Source organism: Pseudomonas sp. GW821-FHT01D09, assembly GCF_059422465.1.
In genome coordinates, this window is record NZ_JBWKWY010000024.1 from 26820 (window position 1) to 42205 (window position 15386).

Annotated in this window: 15 protein-coding genes; 10 read left to right on the forward strand and 5 right to left on the reverse strand. The window is 60.1% G+C overall.

Annotated elements, in window-relative coordinates; translation table 11 throughout:
* The first annotated feature begins 170 nt into the window (after positions 1 to 170).
* Positions 171 to 617 (forward strand): DUF4879 domain-containing protein, encoded by a 447-nt coding sequence (locus AC07W7_RS19375; RefSeq protein WP_495039930.1) that lies wholly within the window; start codon positions 171 to 173, stop codon positions 615 to 617.
* A 6-nt stretch (positions 618 to 623) separates the two neighbouring features.
* Here AC07W7_RS19375 and AC07W7_RS19380 read toward each other — a convergent pair whose 3' ends face one another.
* Positions 624 to 1844 (reverse strand): MFS transporter, encoded by a 1221-nt coding sequence (locus AC07W7_RS19380; protein ID WP_076964555.1) that lies wholly within the window; start codon positions 1842 to 1844, stop codon positions 624 to 626.
* A gap of 345 nt (positions 1845 to 2189) precedes the next feature.
* On the opposite strand from AC07W7_RS19380, the gene AC07W7_RS19385 reads away from it, so the two are divergent.
* Genes AC07W7_RS19385 through AC07W7_RS19395 form a run of 3 tightly spaced genes read left to right on the forward strand, consistent with a single transcriptional unit; the run spans position 2190 to position 4820 of the window.
* A complete protein-coding gene (locus AC07W7_RS19385) occupies positions 2190 to 3629 on the forward strand; it encodes a cytochrome ubiquinol oxidase subunit I (RefSeq protein ID WP_076964556.1) in 1440 nt (479 codons plus the stop codon).
* A gap of 3 nt (positions 3630 to 3632) precedes the next feature.
* Entirely contained in the window at positions 3633 to 4640 is a 1008-nt protein-coding gene (cydB, locus tag AC07W7_RS19390) for a cytochrome d ubiquinol oxidase subunit II (RefSeq protein ID WP_076964557.1), read from the forward strand.
* 12 nt (positions 4641 to 4652) lie between these two features.
* Positions 4653 to 4820: a DUF2474 domain-containing protein gene (locus AC07W7_RS19395; RefSeq protein WP_076964558.1), complete on the forward strand. Its 168-nt coding sequence runs from the start codon at positions 4653 to 4655 to the stop codon at positions 4818 to 4820.
* Positions 4821 to 4869: 49 nt separating this feature from the next.
* Here AC07W7_RS19395 and AC07W7_RS19400 read toward each other — a convergent pair whose 3' ends face one another.
* A complete protein-coding gene (locus tag AC07W7_RS19400; RefSeq protein WP_495039931.1) occupies positions 4870 to 5994 on the reverse strand; it encodes a methyltransferase in 1125 nt (374 codons plus the stop codon).
* 175 nt (positions 5995 to 6169) lie between these two features.
* Positions 6170 to 6880, reverse strand: coding sequence for an autoinducer binding domain-containing protein (locus tag AC07W7_RS19405; protein ID WP_495039932.1), 711 nt, complete (start codon positions 6878 to 6880; stop codon positions 6170 to 6172).
* Between the two features lie 471 nt (positions 6881 to 7351).
* Between AC07W7_RS19405 and AC07W7_RS19410 the strand changes: the two genes are divergently transcribed.
* The gene (locus tag AC07W7_RS19410; protein WP_099168371.1) at positions 7352 to 8128 is read left to right on the forward strand and encodes a ferredoxin--NADP reductase; all 777 of its coding nucleotides are present in this window, start codon (positions 7352 to 7354) and stop codon (positions 8126 to 8128) included.
* A 61-nt stretch (positions 8129 to 8189) separates the two neighbouring features.
* Here the strand turns inward: AC07W7_RS19410 and mscL are convergent, their stop codons facing one another.
* Complete coding sequence (mscL, locus tag AC07W7_RS19415) at positions 8190 to 8606, reverse strand: large-conductance mechanosensitive channel protein MscL (protein ID WP_076963559.1); 417 nt, start codon at positions 8604 to 8606, stop codon at positions 8190 to 8192.
* Between the two features lie 288 nt (positions 8607 to 8894).
* On the opposite strand from mscL, the gene AC07W7_RS19420 reads away from it, so the two are divergent.
* From AC07W7_RS19420 to radA, 3 genes are all read left to right on the forward strand, one after another.
* On the forward strand, positions 8895 to 10436 hold the full coding sequence (locus AC07W7_RS19420) for a catalase (protein WP_495039933.1): 1542 nt from the start codon (positions 8895 to 8897) through the stop codon (positions 10434 to 10436).
* Positions 10437 to 10497: 61 nt separating this feature from the next.
* Positions 10498 to 11028: an ankyrin repeat domain-containing protein gene (locus AC07W7_RS19425; protein WP_236309107.1), complete on the forward strand. Its 531-nt coding sequence runs from the start codon at positions 10498 to 10500 to the stop codon at positions 11026 to 11028.
* A 35-nt stretch (positions 11029 to 11063) separates the two neighbouring features.
* On the forward strand, positions 11064 to 12431 hold the full coding sequence (gene radA, locus AC07W7_RS19430; RefSeq protein WP_057441136.1) for a DNA repair protein RadA: 1368 nt from the start codon (positions 11064 to 11066) through the stop codon (positions 12429 to 12431).
* 34 nt (positions 12432 to 12465) lie between these two features.
* Here radA and AC07W7_RS19435 read toward each other — a convergent pair whose 3' ends face one another.
* A complete protein-coding gene (locus AC07W7_RS19435) occupies positions 12466 to 12834 on the reverse strand; it encodes a PilZ domain-containing protein (protein ID WP_076963562.1) in 369 nt (122 codons plus the stop codon).
* Between the two features lie 172 nt (positions 12835 to 13006).
* Between AC07W7_RS19435 and AC07W7_RS19440 the strand changes: the two genes are divergently transcribed.
* Together AC07W7_RS19440 and AC07W7_RS19445 are read left to right on the forward strand one after the other, a co-directional pair.
* Positions 13007 to 15073, forward strand: coding sequence for a carbon starvation CstA family protein (locus tag AC07W7_RS19440; RefSeq protein WP_495039934.1), 2067 nt, complete (start codon positions 13007 to 13009; stop codon positions 15071 to 15073).
* A gap of 15 nt (positions 15074 to 15088) precedes the next feature.
* On the forward strand, positions 15089 to 15286 hold the full coding sequence (locus AC07W7_RS19445; RefSeq protein WP_032861855.1) for a YbdD/YjiX family protein: 198 nt from the start codon (positions 15089 to 15091) through the stop codon (positions 15284 to 15286).
* Positions 15287 to 15386 lie beyond the last annotated feature (100 nt).

Consider the following 15386-nt stretch of genomic DNA (forward strand, 5'->3'; position numbering starts at 1 on the left):
CTCAAAGTCAAAGCACAAACTGCGCCAGGCGCTGCGTGTTTTCTACAGAGGATCGGAAAAAGCGGCGCATCATACCAGCAGGTCGACGGCCTGTGGCGCCCAGCCTCGGTTTTGTTGAGTGTGGCCTTGAGGCATACTCCGTCGACGTTCAGTCCAGGGTCATCGAAAGCATGAAAAAAGCCATCGCGTGGAGTCTAGCTCCGTTCGCCTGTATCGGCCTGTGGCTGGCGGCGGCACCAGCGTGGGGCGCGCCTGCACCGGCCTTGAGCGAGGTGCGGGTATTCCAGGTGCAGTCCCAGGTGTGCAACGAGTCCATCGCCGAGGGCGTCGACAGCACCCGGCAGTGCCAGCACCGTGGGCCGACGCGGATCTCGGTGATGGAAGCGGGGCTGGGCAATAATTCCATCGCCACCTTTGATGGGGCGCGGCTTGCGGGGCAAAAGACGGCGATCTGCCAGGTCGGCGCCGTCAGCCAGGCCTGCAATGGCGCGGGTACATTGATGGGCTACATCTATATATTTGACGTGGATATCCGCGCTGCAGGCTGGTTCGAGTACAGCAACACGTCGATCAATGCGCCCCGCAATACCCTGGGGAGCCAGTTGCGTATCCAGTGAGGCAACTTACGGCGTATGCATGCGGTCCCGCTTGGCCAGCGTCGGAAACAACTTGATCCACACCCCAGTCACCACCAGCGTGCCAACCCCGCCCAGCACCACGGCGGGCACTGTGCCCAGCCAATGCGCCGTCACCCCGGATTCAAACTCGCCCAACTGATTGGACGCCCCAATAAACAAGCCATTGACCGCACTGACCCGCCCGCGCATTTCATCGGGGGTTTCCAGTTGCACGAATGAGGCGCGGATCACCATGCTGATCATGTCGGCCGCCCCCAACACCACCAGCACCGCCAGCGAGAACCAGAACGAGGTGGACAGGCCGAAGGCAATGGTCGCCACGCCAAACACACCGACGGCGGTAAACATGACGCGGCCCACGTGCCGGTCCACGGCGAACCGCGCCAGCCACAACGACATCAGCAGCGCACCGACTGCCGGCGCCGAACGCAGCAGCCCCAGGCCCCAGGGGCCGGTCAGCAGGATGTCCTTGGCAAACACCGGCAGCAACGCGGTGGCCCCGCCCAGCAACACGGCGAACAGGTCCAGGGAAATCGCCCCGAGGATGTCCGGTCGGCTGCGGATAAAACGGATCCCTGCGAGCAGCGAGTCGAGGGTGGCCTTGCCCTTGTTCAACGGGGTCTGCCGTGCCGGCAGGTTGAGGGTCAGCCCGCAAGCTATCAGGTACAACAACACGGTCGGGCCATACACCCAGGCGCTGCCGAAGGCATAGAGCAAACCGCCCAGGGCCGGCGCGACGATGGTGGCCGATTGCTGGGCCGATTGTGCCGCCGCCACCGCCCGCGGGAACAGGGCGCTGGGCACGATGCTCGGCAGCAGGGCCTGGGTGGTGGGCATTTCAAAGGAGCGGGCCGAGCCCAGCAGGAAGGCGAGGATAAAGATCATCTCGCGGGTGATATGGTCCGTCAGGCTGCCAATCACCAGCGCCAAGGCAATCAAGGCCTGCAGCGTCTGGCAAAGAGCGGCGACCTTGCGCCGCTCGTAGCGGTCGGCCACATGCCCGGTGTGCAGCATGAACAGCACCCGTGGCACAAACTCCACCAGGCCCACCAACCCCAGGTCGAGCACGTTACCGGTCAGTTGGTAGAGGTTCCAGCCGATGGCCACGGTGAGCATCTGGAAGCCGCTGGCGGTAAAGATCCGTGCCAGCCAGAACGCGATAAAAGGGCGGTGATGACGTAACAGCAGCGGGGTTTCACTGGGCATCGGCGAGGACTGGACTGAGCGTGGGGAACGGCGAGATTAGCATCAACCTGTAACAAATAGTTGCTGTCATACAGATATCCTTAGCAAGATATCCATTTTACCGGGGCAGCCTGTCGCGCGGCAAAAGACCACACCATCCCGTCCGAAAAATGGGACTATTCTTTGAGCGTTGCTTGATCCAGATCAATGCTGATTGCAGCGTTGGCCTGGTGGCCGAAAGGCCAGAATCCCTACGTGGTCGGTTATAAAAAGAACGAATTGCAATTCGCCACACTCCATATCCGTGGGGGCAGTGGGTGCAGGCCTCCCCGCCTGCAGCTGGTATTACCTGACAGAGGAAGACTTATGTTCGGTTTGGAGGCGCTAGATCTCGCCCGAATTCAATTCGCATTCACCATCTCGTTCCACATCCTGTTCCCGGCCATCACCATTGGCCTGGCCAGTTACCTCGCGGTACTGGAAGGCCTGTGGCTCAAGACCCGCAATGATACCTACCGTGACCTCTACCACTTCTGGTCGAAGATCTTTGCCGTCAACTTCGGCATGGGTGTGGTCTCCGGCCTGGTCATGGCCTACCAGTTCGGCACCAACTGGAGTCGCTTCTCGGACTTCGCCGGTTCCGTCACCGGGCCGCTGCTGACTTATGAAGTGCTCACGGCGTTCTTCCTTGAAGCCGGTTTTCTTGGGGTGATGCTGTTCGGCTGGAACAAGGTCGGGCGCAAGCTGCACTTCTTTGCCACGGTGATGGTGGCCGTCGGTACCTTGATCTCGACTTTCTGGATCCTGGCCTCCAACAGTTGGATGCAGACGCCGCAAGGTTTTGAAATCGTCAATGGCCAGGTCATTCCAACCGATTGGATGGCGGTGATTTTCAACCCCTCGTTCCCCTATCGCCTGGCGCATATGGCCACGGCGGCGTTTGTTGCCACGGCATTCTTTGTCGGCTCCTCGGCGGCCTGGCACTTGCTGCGGGGCAAGGACAACCCGGCGATCCGCACCATGCTATCGATGGCCATGTGGATGGCGCTGATCGTTGCGCCGATCCAGGCGGTCATCGGTGACTTCCACGGTCTCAACACCCTGAAGCACCAGCCGGCAAAAATTGCCGCCATCGAAGGCCACTGGGAAAACATCGGTAATGAACCGACCCCGTTGATCCTGTTCGGCTGGCCGGACATGAAAGAGGAAAGAACCAAGTACAAGGTGGAAATCCCGTACCTGGGCAGCCTGATCCTCACCCATTCCCTGGACAAGCAAGTGCCGGCCCTCAAGGAGTTCCCGCCTGAGGATCGCGCCAACTCGACCATCGTGTTCTGGTCATTCCGGATCATGGTCGGCCTGGGCATGCTGATGATCTTCACCGGCCTGTTCAGCCTCTGGCTGCGCAAGGGCGACAAGATGTACACCAACCGGCCGTTCCTGTACCTGGCACTGTGGATGGGGCCGTCGGGGTTGATTGCGATCCTGGCCGGCTGGTTCACCACGGAAATCGGGCGCCAGCCCTGGGTGGTCTACGGCTTGATGCGCACGGCGGATGCCTCTTCCAACCACAGCCTGATGCAGATGAGCATCACCCTGGTGCTGTTTGTGGTGGTGTATTTCGCCCTGTTCGGCGCTGGCCTGGGCTACATGATGCGCCTGGTGCGCAAAGGTCCGATCGCCCACGACAGTACCGAACCGGCCCATGGCGGCCCCGGGCAGCAACGTACCCCGGCGCGTCCATTGTCGGCAGCCGATGACAGCGGCGACGCTGATCACGGCGACACACTGAACAAGGGGAATTGAATCATGGGTATTGATCTTCCGCTGATCTGGGCTGTGATCATCATCTTCGGCATCATGATGTACGTGATCATGGACGGCTTTGACCTGGGGATCGGCATTCTCTTCCCCTTTATCCCGGGCAAGACCGACCGTGACGTGATGATGAACACCGTCGCCCCCGTCTGGGACGGCAACGAGACCTGGCTGGTACTGGGGGGCGCGGCGTTGTTCGGCGCGTTCCCGCTGGCCTACTCGGTGGTGCTCTCGGCCTTGTACCTGCCCCTGGTCCTGATGTTGATCGGCTTGATCTTCCGTGGCGTGGCCTTTGAGTTCCGCTTCAAGGCCAAGGATGACAAGCGCCACCTGTGGGACAAGGCGTTTATCGGCGGCTCGCTGACGGCGACGTTCTTCCAGGGCGTGGCGCTGGGGGCGTTTATCGAAGGCTTTCCGGTGGTCGACCGCCAGTTCGCCGGTGGCTCACTGGACTGGTTTACCCCGTTCACCCTGTTCTGCGGCGTGGCCCTGATCGTGGCCTATGCGCTGCTGGGCTGCACATGGTTGATCATGAAGACCGAAGGCAAGTTGCAGGAACAGATGCATAACCTGGCGCGGCCCCTGGCGTTCGTGTTGTTGGCGGTGATTGGCATCGTCAGTATCTGGACACCCCTGGCTCACCCGGAAATCGCCTCGCGCTGGTTCACCCTGCCGAACCTGTTCTGGTTCCTGCCGGTGCCGATCCTGGTCCTGGTGACCCTGTATGCGCTGGTGCGTGCCGTGGCCCGCAACGCCCATTACACGCCGTTCCTGCTGACGCTGGTGTTGATCTTCCTCGGCTACAGCGGCCTGGGCATCAGCCTGTGGCCCAACATCATCCCGCCGTCGGTCTCGATCTGGGATGCCGCCGCGCCGCCGCAAAGCCAGGGCTTTATGCTGGTGGGCACGCTGTTCATCATCCCGTTCATCCTGGGCTACACCTTCTGGAGCTACTACGTGTTCCGCGGCAAGGTGACCCATGAAGACGGCTATCACTAGGAGGCTTGGACCATGACCGGTAAACCTTCACTGGACGATATCGAACAGGCCGAGAAAAAGCCGCTCTGGCAGCGCCTGGGCTGGCTGGCAATGATCTGGGCCGGTAGCGTATTGGCCCTGTTCGTGGTGGCCAGCCTGATGCGCATGTTTATGAACGCCGCGGGCCTGAGTACTCCCTGACATCCCATGCAGTCTTGACCCTCCTCACGGAGGGTTTTTTTTGCGTGGCTTATTTGCGGGCCTTGAGAATCACGAATTTAGGGGTCGTCGCCACCTGCTCCACCCCGCGGAACAGCCGCGCCAGCTTGCTGTGATAACCCAGGTGACGGTTGCCGACGATATACATCGCGCCGCCGACTACCAGCGCTTCGCGGGCCTGCTGGAACATGCGCCAGGCAAGGAAATCCCCCACCACCTGCTGCTGGTGGAACGGTGGGTTGCACAGCACCACGTCCAACGATTGCGGCGCCTGGTCCGCCAGGCCGTCGCCGGGGCGAATGGTCACGGGGCGATCACCCAGGGCCGTGTGCCAGTTCTCGGCGGCCGATTGCACGGCCATGTAGGACTCGTCCACCAGGGTGTACTGCGCCTCGGGGTTTTGCAGGGCGCTGGCAATCGCCAATACGCCATTGCCGCAACCCAGGTCTGCCACGCGTGCGCTGCCCAGGTTGTGCGGCAGGTGCGGGAGAAACGCCCGAGTGCCGATGTCCAGGCCCTCGCGGCAGAACACATTGGCGTGGTTGAGCAACTCGATGGCCGGGGTGTCCAGGCGGTAACGCGTGGGGTAGGGCGATACCGCCTGGGGCCGGTCGGCCAGGGTGGCAATCAGCAGTCGTGCCTTTTTCACCGCCAGTGACGCGTGCATCGGCCCGATGTAGCGCTCCAGCAGTTCACCGGCGGCACGCGGCAGATGCTTGACCATCGCGCCGGCGATCACTTCGGCGCCGGGTGCCAGTTGGCCTTGCAGGCGGATCAGCTGTTCTTCCAGCAACGCCAGGGTTTTTGGCACCCGGATCAGCACACGATCGAAGGGCCCGCGCGGCACCTGGCTGGCAGGCACGATCGACACGGCATCGAAGGTCTTGTGGTTGCGCACCAGGTTTTTTTGCAGGGCCTGGGTGCCCAGGAACGAATCGCCGCTGGTGGTGACACGCACATGCCCCTCAAGGCTGGCCGCCAGTGCGCCGAAGCTGTCATTGAGCACCAGCACGCGGGTACTGCTGGCCGGTTGCTGCTCGGCCAGGTAGGCGAGCATATATTCGTCGGCCGCATCGAAGGCTTGCAGTGGTTCGTTTTGCTGCTCGGGCTGGCGGATCAGGTCGAGTTGGGCGAAGGGGCTATCGAGCAGGGGCATGGCGGGGGAAACTCTGGATAATCGACGGGTGTTCCGGGCCTGGGCGAGGAACCTTCTGAGTGGACTGCGACGCAGGCTTTGATGGGCGGCGTCATCACTCAGAACTGGTCGTAAATGTTACGTTTTTTTCACGGGGATTACATTCGGTGTTTTCAGTCGGATCGATGCAGGGGCACTAGAAAAGGCCATGCCTCATGGCCGTGAACACGGCGGCAATCTTGTTGGTGACCCCCAGCTTTCTCATGGCGCTGCTGATATGAAAGCCGACGGTACGCTCTGAAAGGCACAGGATTGTTGCGATATCGGCTGCGGTCTTGCCCATGGCCGACCATTGCAGGATCTCGGTTTCGCGGTTGGTGAGTTTATTGGGGCACTGGAACACCGGCTCCTTGGCATAGGCCTGGGCGACCACGGTATGCAGGGCATGGCATATCCACAGGACCTGGCCCGCTTTCTCGTAGAGTTCATGGGCGCACACCGGACGCTCGTGCCGCCCCAGGCGGATCATGCTGAAAAAACCCCGGAAGTCATGCACCGACTGGGCCCAGCCATAACTCAGCCCTTGGGTTTGTACGTGAACCCACATGTCAGGTACTGCTGAAAAGGTCTTCTCTTCCCAGACGAGCGGTAGCACATCGCGTCTACAGTGAGAGACCAAGGGATCTATTTCAAAGTAGTTTTCTGCTTTGTAGATTCTGTTCCATTCATCTGGATAGTTGTTGAGGTGGATGTTCCTGTTCGGCCGGTAAAGAGCATTGGAGCCCATTATAAAACCGCAATATTCAAAGCCTAGCTCATATGTAATGTTCAGAGCGGCGTCAAACATCGTGGTCACCTCATCCTCACCTTCAAGTTTGGGTACGCGTGTGTTTCGCCAGTTGACCATCGATCACACTCCATGAGTCATATCCTGATTGTCCGTAACGCACGTCCTCATAGCGTTACCGAATCGAGTGTAGGACAGCATCCAAACCCAGGGTGGGAATTTTCGCACTTAGCAGGGCGTTTCTTAGCGGAAATGATCGTTGGCGTCTTGTTGGAAAAATGTGGTTGGAAGGGCGCGCAAGGTAGAGGTTTTTATATTTTTCATAAGCTTATTGATAGTTGCTAACGCATGTGGCGCATGAGGGATAGTTGGAGGTAACGCCGATGGACAGGAGCTAATAGCTAAATAGTTTTAGTTGGTGTCATATTGCTATCTCTTTATATTCAACATATTGACCCTACCGCGAATCTGGTTTTTTACCCCCCTAAACAACCTCAATGGCACGCCTGGCTGGATGTCACTACAAACCAGCGGTGTTTCCGGGCGACGCTTTGGGGGACACTAGGGGTTACCTGTAGAGCGGAGCCCCCCATGACGGCCAGTGCGGAAAAATTCACACGCCAGACCCTGATCGATGTGCAGTCATTGACCCCCAGCCTGTTTACCCTGCGCACTACCCGTGATCCGGGTTTTCGTTTCACCGCCGGGCAGTTCGTGCGCCTGGGCGTGACCAAGCCCGATGGCAGCCTGGTATGGCGTGCCTATTCGGTGGTGTCGTCGCCCTTCGATGAGTTCCTGGAGTTTTTCTCCATCGTGGTTCCCGGCGGGGAGTTCACCAGTGAGCTGAGCCGCTTGCGCGTGGGCGATGAGTTGCTGGTGGAGCGCCAGGCCACCGGCTTCTTGACCCTCAATCGATTTGTCGATGGCCGCGACCTGTGGTTGCTGGGCACCGGCACGGGGATCGCGCCGTTTCTGTCGATTCTGCAGGACTTTGAAGTCTGGGAAAAATTCGAGCGCATCATCCTGGTCTACAGCGCCAGGGAAGCCCGGGAGCTGGCCTACCAGAGCCTTATCAAGCAATTGGGCGAGCGTGAGTACCTGAGCGAATACGCCCATAAACTCACCTACCTGCCCCTCGTGACCCGTGAGCAGCATCCAGGTGCATTGAATGGGCGGATCACCACCCTGATCGAGAATGGCGAACTGGAGCGTGCAGCAGGCGTGGCACTGACGCCGGAGCATTCGCGGGTGATGATTTGCGGCAACCCGCAGATGATTGATGACACCCGGCAATTGCTCAAGCAGCGCGATATGCAGTTGAGCCTGACGCGTCGGCCAGGGCAGGTGGCGGTAGAAAACTACTGGTAAAAAAAGGCGCCCGGTGAGAGGCGCCTTTTTGATTCAACGGCCGACAGGGGTTGCGGGCCGGCTACAGGGGCTTGTTGTTCTGGGCCTTGAGCAGATCGCGGATCTCTCCCAGCAGTTCCTCTTCCTTGGTGGGCACCGGTGGCAGGCTTGGCGCGGCAGCTTCTTCACGCTTGAGACGGTTGATGGCCTTGACGCCCATGAAGATCGCGAACGCGACGATCACAAAGTCGATGATGCTCTGGATGAATTTGCCGTAGGCCAGGACCACCGCCGGGACGTCGCCCTGGGCTGCCTTGAGCGTTACCGCCAGATCACCGAAGTCCACACCACCGATCAACAGGCCGATGGGAGGCATCACCACGTCGCCTACAAAGGATGAAACAATTTTGCCGAAGGCTGCGCCGATGATAATACCGACGGCCATGTCGACCACATTACCTTTGACCGCGAAGGCCTTGAACTCACTGATCACGCCCATAGGTTATTCCTTGTTACAGTTGAGAGGAGAGGAAGTCAGTGTAAGTCAGTCTGCAGTGGCCTGCTTGATACAACTGCTAACACTGTTCGTTGTAATCGACACATTAAATCGCAAATAGTTTGCAAAGTGCCATCAATCGCGCGCGAAATAGCCGGCATTTCAACGCTTTACCACACTATTTTTTCAATCGGCTTGGTATGTGTTTTCTATTTATCTTCTGGCGCCAGGATCACTAGCCTCTGGCAAGCACCTGTAAAAGTGCATTACAAAAAACCAGAGGATTGCTTGATGAAAAACCTTACTAGCCGCAGGTCTATTGCTGCGCGCAATCTGCTGTTGATTGCCAGTACCAGCCTATTGTCGTTGTCGGTCAGCGCCGCCAACCTGACCCGCGATAATGGCGCGGCCGTAGGCGACAACCAGAACTCGCAAACCGCCGGCGCCAACGGCCCGGTCCTGCTGCAGGATGTGCAACTGATCCAGAAGTTGCAGCGCTTTGACCGTGAACGCATCCCCGAGCGTGTGGTGCATGCCCGTGGCACCGGCGCCCACGGCACCTTCACCGTCACCGATAACCTCAGCGACCTGACCAAGGCCAAAGTGTTTGCCGCCGGCGAGACCACGCCGGTGTTTGTACGTTTCTCCGCTGTAGTCCACGGCAACCACTCCCCGGAAACCCTGCGTGACCCCCGTGGTTTCGCCACCAAGTTCTATACCACCGAAGGTAACTGGGACTTGGTGGGCAATAACTTCCCGACGTTCTTTATCCGCGATGCCATCAAGTTCCCGGACATGGTGCATGCCTTCAAGCCGGACCCGCGCACTAACCTGGATGACGACTCCCGTCGCTTCGACTTCTTCTCCCATGTTCCAGAGTCCACCCGTACCCTCACCGAGTTGTATTCGGACTCCGGCACCCCGGCCAGCTATCGCGAGATGGACGGCAATAGCGTACATGCCTACAAGTTGATCAACGCCAAGGGCGAAGCGCACTACGTCAAGTTTCGCTGGAAGAGCCTGCAAGGCATCAAGAACCTGGATCCCAAACAAGTTATCGACGTCCAGGGCCGTGATTACAGCCATATGACAAACGACCTGGTGACCCATATCAACCAGGGCGACTTCCCCAAGTGGGACTTGTACGTGCAAGTACTCAAGCCCGAAGAACTGGCCAAGTTCGATTTCGACCCGTTGGACTCCACCAAGATCTGGCCCGATGTTCCCGAGCGCAAAGTCGGGCAAATGGTGTTGAACCGCAACCCGGGCAATGTATTCCAGGAAGTCGAGCAAGTCGCCATGGCCCCGTCCAACCTGATACCGGGTATCGAACCGTCGGAAGACCGTATGCTGCAAGGCCGGTTATTCTCCTATGCCGATACGCAAATATACCGTCTGGGCGCCAATGCCCTGCAACTGCCCATCAACGCGCCACGGGTCACCGTCAACAACGGTAACCAGGATGGTGCAATGAACGTGGGCAAGACCAGCACGGGCGTGAACTACCAGCCAAGCCGCCTGGAACCCCGGCAAGAGCCGCAAGGCGCGCGCTACAGCCAGATGCCCCTGACCGGTAGCACCCAGCAGGCGAAGATCCAGCGCGAGCAGAACTTCAAGCAAGCAGGCGACCTGTACCGCTCCTTCAGCAAGAAGGAACGCCAGGACTTGATCGAGAACTTCGGTGGTTCCCTGGCGACCTCGGATGACGTCAGCAAGCACATCATCCTGTCGTTCCTCTACAAGGCCGATCCGGAGTACGGCACGGGCGTGGCCAAGGTGGCCAAGGGCGACCTGGCGCGGGTCAAGGCCCTGGCGGAAAAACTGACGGACTGATCCAGCCCTTCTGTAGGCGCGAGCACGCTCGCGCCTACAGAAGCCGTAGAGGAGGTTGAAGATGCGTAGCTTTATAGGGGCACTATTGACCTGCTGGTCCTTGAGTGTGTTCGCCGACCCGCAGGCCCTCAAGGCGCAGTTACAGGATTACTACTTCGACGCCGCCCGGCGTGGCGACGTGGAAATGCTCACGACCTTTATCGAATCGGGCTATTCCCTGAATACCGTCGATGACAAGGGCTACACCGCGCTGATCCTGGCCGCCTATCACGGGCACGAACCGGTCGTGGAGCAACTGCTGGCCGCCGGTGCCGATGCCTGTGTCCAGGACAACCGTGGCAATACGGCGTTGATGGGCGCGATCTTCAAGGGCGAGCTGAGCATTGCCCGACGCTTGCTGGGCACCGCCTGCAACCCCGACCAGCGCAACGGCGCCGGACAGACGGCGGCCATGTACGCCGGGCTGTTCAAGCGCGTCGAATTGCTCGATGCACTCAAGGCCCAGGGCGCCGACCTGGACGCCGAAGACCCGTTGGGCAACAGCGCTACACGATTGGCCAACGGTGAAATCCGTACCGCAGCGCCACGCTGAGCTATCATCGCGGTTTTTCGGTTGGAGGTTCTCAGATGGCAAAGGCCAAGCGCATGTACGGCTGCACGGAGTGCGGCGCGACCTTTCCCAAATGGGCGGGCCAGTGTGGCGAATGCGGGGCGTGGAACACCCTCACTGAAACCATGATTGAAAGCGGCGGCGCAGCGGCACCCAGCGGCCGCTCCGGCTGGACCGGGCAACAAGCCCAAATCAAGACCCTGGCAGAAGTCAGCGTCGAAGAAATCCCGCGTTTTTCCACGGCGTCCGGCGAGCTCGACCGGGTACTCGGCGGTGGTCTGGTGGACGGCTCGGTGGTACTGATCGGCGGCGATCCGGGCATCGGCAAGTCAACCATCCTCCTGCAGACCCTGTGCAGCATCGCCAGTCGCATGCCGGCCTTGTACGTCACCGGCGAAGAGTCCCAGCAACAGGTGGCCATGCGCGCCCGTCGCCTGGGCTTGCCCCAGGACCAACTGCGGGTCATGACCGAAACCTGCATCGAAAGCATCATCGCCACCGCCCGTGTGGAAAAACCCAAGGTGATGGTAATCGACTCGATCCAGACAATCTTCACCGAGCAACTGCAATCGGCGCCGGGCGGGGTGTCCCAGGTGCGTGAGAGTGCAGCGTTGCTGGTGCGCTACGCGAAGCAGAGCGGCACGGCGATTTTCCTGGTGGGCCATGTCACCAAGGAAGGCGCGCTGGCCGGCCCGCGGGTGCTGGAGCATATGGTCGATACGGTGCTGTATTTCGAGGGTGAGTCCGATGGACGCCTGCGCCTGTTGCGGGCGGTGAAAAACCGGTTTGGCGCGGTCAACGAGCTGGGGGTGTTCGCCATGACGGACCGGGGGCTGAAAGAAGTCTCCAATCCTTCGGCGATCTTTCTGACCCGCGCCCAGGAAGAAGTACCGGGCAGTGTGGTGATGGCAACGTGGGAGGGCACCCGGCCGATGCTCGTAGAAGTTCAGGCCCTGGTGGACGACAGCCATCTGGCCAACCCGCGCCGGGTGACCCTGGGCCTGGATCAGAACCGCCTGGCGATGCTGCTGGCGGTGCTGCATCGCCACGGCGGGATTCCGACCCATGACCAGGACGTGTTCCTCAACGTGGTCGGCGGGGTCAAGGTGCTGGAAACCGCGTCGGACCTGGCCTTGATGGCGGCCGTGATGTCGAGCCTGCGCAATCGGCCGCTGCCCCATGACCTGCTGGTCTTTGGCGAGGTGGGCCTGTCGGGTGAAGTGCGCCCGGTGCCCAGTGGCCAGGAGCGGCTCAAGGAAGCCGCCAAGCATGGCTTCAAGCGCGCCATCGTGCCCAAGGGCAATGCGCCGAAGGAGGCGCCGCCGGGGTTGCAGGTGATTGCGGTGACGCGGCTGGAGCAGGCACTGGATGCCTTGTTTGAATAGCCCGCAACACTAGAAAACCAATGTGGTTGGGCGGTCAGAGGATCAGCAGCTCGCCCAGCTCCCGATGCAGCTCTTCCTCATCTCCCAGGTTCAGCTCGATCAACCTGCGCAAATGGCTGATCGAATCCAGGTCGATATGCGTGCACACAAACCCCAGTTGCCCCTTGTCGTCATGGGTCAGCCGCACTTGCATGCTCACGTCCGTGTCGGCGTCCAGGTGAATGTCCACCTCAAAGGGCTCGTCGTCCTTGCCCAACCAGGGCGCAGGCTTTTGCACCAGCAGCCCCTTGAGCGATAAATCCACCAGTTGCACCTGCCATTGCTGGCCGCCTTGCTTAAGCTCGGTCTTGGCATTGAAGGCAATCCGCCGAAAACGGCGGCGATCTGACGGCTGGTCGCTCATGGTGAAGCCCTCTGGAGATACAAGGATTGTAGCCTTACTGCATTATCGGGCGTTTATTTCGTTTTTTTCGCCCCTGCAAGGCTCTAGACCAACGTAGGGGGCTGGTCTTTAGGGCCCAGCGCGCTAAACTCGGACTGGCTGTCTTTCTGTCCAACCTGGCTGGAATATAAAAATGAAAAATAATAATAGCCTGCTCCGCCACCTACCCTGGCTGTTGCTGGCAATCGTAGGCGCGTGCGCCCTGGGCGTCGTGGCTTTGCGGCGCGGCGAGGCGATCAACGCCTTGTGGATTGTAGTCGCGGCAGTCGCCATTTATCTGGTGGCTTATCGTTACTACAGCCTGTTCATCGCCAATAACGTGATGCAACTCGATCCACGGCGGGCCACCCCCGCAGTGATCAACAACGACGGTCTGGACTATGTGCCGACCAACAAACATATTCTTTTTGGTCACCACTTTGCCGCCATTGCTGGCGCGGGGCCTTTGGTCGGCCCGGTACTGGCGGCGCAGATGGGCTACCTGCCAGGTACTTTGTGGCTGATTGCCGGCGTGGTGCTGGCGGGTGCGGTGCAGGATTTCATGATCCTGTTCCTCTCCACCCGTCGCAACGGCCGTTCCCTGGGGGACATGGTCCGCGAAGAGATGGGTCGCATTCCCGGGACCATCGCGCTGTTTGGTTGCTTCCTGATCATGATCATCATCCTCGCGGTGCTGTCGCTGATCGTGGTCAAGGCCCTGGCCGAAAGCCCGTGGGGCATCTTTACGGTGATGGCGACCATCCCGATCGCGATGTTCATGGGCGTGTACATGCGCTACATCCGCCCGGGCCGCATCGGCGAGATCTCGGTCATCGGCGTGCTGTTGCTGCTGGGGTCGATCTGGCTCGGCGGGCAGATTGCCGCTGATCCGGTATGGGCCAAGGCCTTCACCTTCACCGGGATCCAGATCACCTGGATGCTGGTCGGCTACGGCTTTGTGGCGGCGGTCTTGCCGGTGTGGCTGATCCTGGCGCCGCGTGACTACCTGTCTACATTCCTGAAAATCGGCACCATCATCGCCCTGGCGATTGGCATCCTGGTCACCATGCCCGACCTGAAAATGCCGGCGCTGACCCAGTTTATCGATGGTACTGGCCCGGTGTGGAAGGGCGGCCTGTTCCCGTTCCTGTTCATCACCATCGCCTGTGGCGCGGTATCGGGTTTCCATGCGCTGATTTCCTCGGGCACCACGCCCAAGCTGTTGGCCAATGAAGCCCACTCGCGCTATATCGGTTATGGCGGCATGTTGATGGAGTCGTTCGTGGCCATCATGGCCATGGTTGCCGCCTCGGTGATCGAGCCAGGCGTGTACTTCGCCATGAACAGCCCAGCGGCGATTGTCGGCACTGATGTGGTGACCGTGGCGCAAACCGTCAGCAGCTGGGGCTTTGCGATTACCCCCGAAGCACTGCAGGCGGTGGCCAACGATATCGGTGAAACCACCATCCTGGCCCGTGCCGGCGGTGCGCCGACCCTGGCGGTCGGTATTGCGCAGATCCTGCACAGTGTGCTGCCGGGTGAAAACACCATGGCGTTCTGGTACCACTTTGCGATCCTGTTTGAAGCGCTGTTCATCCTGACCGCCGTTGACGCCGGGACCCGTGCCGGGCGCTTCATGCTCCAGGACCTGCTCGGCTCCTTCGTGCCGGCGCTCAAGCGTACCGAATCCTGGACCGCCAACCTGATCGCCACCGCAGGCTGCGTGGCGATGTGGGGCTACTTGCTGTACCAGGGCGTGATCGACCCGCTGGGTGGCATCAACACCTTGTGGCCGCTGTTCGGCATCTCCAACCAGATGCTGGCCGGTATCGCGCTGATGCTCGCCACCGTGGTGCTGATCAAAATGAAGCGCCAGCGCTATATCTGGGTGACCCTGCTGCCGGCGGTCTGGCTGCTGATCTGCACCACCACCGCAGGTTTCATCAAGCTGTTCGACGCCAACCCGGCGATCGGCTTCCTGTCGCTGGCCAAGAAGTACAGCGATGCACTGGCCAATGGGCAGATCCTGGCCCCGGCCAAGAGCATCGACCAGATGCAGCATGTGATCTGGAACGCCTACACCAACGCGACGCTGACGGTACTGTTCCTGTTCGTGGTCTTCAGCATCCTGTTCTATGCCATCAAAGTCGGCGTGGCCGCCTGGGGCAGCAAGGAACGTACGGATAAAGAAGCACCATTCCAAGCCATGCCGGACGCGTGATAGAGGGTTGCAAGCATGTTCAATGATATCGGTCGCCTCGGTAAATACCTCGGTCAGGCTGCGCGCCTGATGGTCGGCATGCCCGACTACGACACCTACGTCGAGCATATGCAAACCAAGCACCCGGACAAGCCGGTGATGGACTACAAGGCGTTCTTCCGCGAGCGCCAGGAAGCCCGTTACGGCGGCAAGGGCGGGCCCAAGTGCTGTTGATCCAATAGCGTTGGGCCTATGTAACCCCCTGTGGGAGCGGGCTTGTGTGGGAGCGGGCTTGCTCGCGATAGCATCACCTCGGTATACCAGGTAGACCGAG

Coding starts and splice junctions, on each gene's coding strand:
- AC07W7_RS19375 (WP_495039930.1), top strand. CDS start 171: ATGAAAAAAGCCATCGCGTGGAGTCTAGCTCCGTTCGCCTGTATCGGC.
- AC07W7_RS19380 (WP_076964555.1), bottom strand. CDS start 1,844: ATGCCCAGTGAAACCCCGCTGCTGTTACGTCATCACCGCCCTTTTATC.
- AC07W7_RS19385 (WP_076964556.1), top strand. CDS start 2,190: ATGTTCGGTTTGGAGGCGCTAGATCTCGCCCGAATTCAATTCGCATTC.
- cydB (WP_076964557.1), top strand. CDS start 3,633: ATGGGTATTGATCTTCCGCTGATCTGGGCTGTGATCATCATCTTCGGC.
- AC07W7_RS19395 (WP_076964558.1), top strand. CDS start 4,653: ATGACCGGTAAACCTTCACTGGACGATATCGAACAGGCCGAGAAAAAG.
- AC07W7_RS19400 (WP_495039931.1), bottom strand. CDS start 5,994: ATGCCCCTGCTCGATAGCCCCTTCGCCCAACTCGACCTGATCCGCCAG.
- AC07W7_RS19405 (WP_495039932.1), bottom strand. CDS start 6,880: ATGGTCAACTGGCGAAACACACGCGTACCCAAACTTGAAGGTGAGGAT.
- AC07W7_RS19410 (WP_099168371.1), top strand. CDS start 7,352: ATGACGGCCAGTGCGGAAAAATTCACACGCCAGACCCTGATCGATGTG.
- mscL (WP_076963559.1), bottom strand. CDS start 8,606: ATGGGCGTGATCAGTGAGTTCAAGGCCTTCGCGGTCAAAGGTAATGTG.
- AC07W7_RS19420 (WP_495039933.1), top strand. CDS start 8,895: ATGAAAAACCTTACTAGCCGCAGGTCTATTGCTGCGCGCAATCTGCTG.
- AC07W7_RS19425 (WP_236309107.1), top strand. CDS start 10,498: ATGCGTAGCTTTATAGGGGCACTATTGACCTGCTGGTCCTTGAGTGTG.
- radA (WP_057441136.1), top strand. CDS start 11,064: ATGGCAAAGGCCAAGCGCATGTACGGCTGCACGGAGTGCGGCGCGACC.
- AC07W7_RS19435 (WP_076963562.1), bottom strand. CDS start 12,834: ATGAGCGACCAGCCGTCAGATCGCCGCCGTTTTCGGCGGATTGCCTTC.
- AC07W7_RS19440 (WP_495039934.1), top strand. CDS start 13,007: ATGAAAAATAATAATAGCCTGCTCCGCCACCTACCCTGGCTGTTGCTG.
- AC07W7_RS19445 (WP_032861855.1), top strand. CDS start 15,089: ATGTTCAATGATATCGGTCGCCTCGGTAAATACCTCGGTCAGGCTGCG.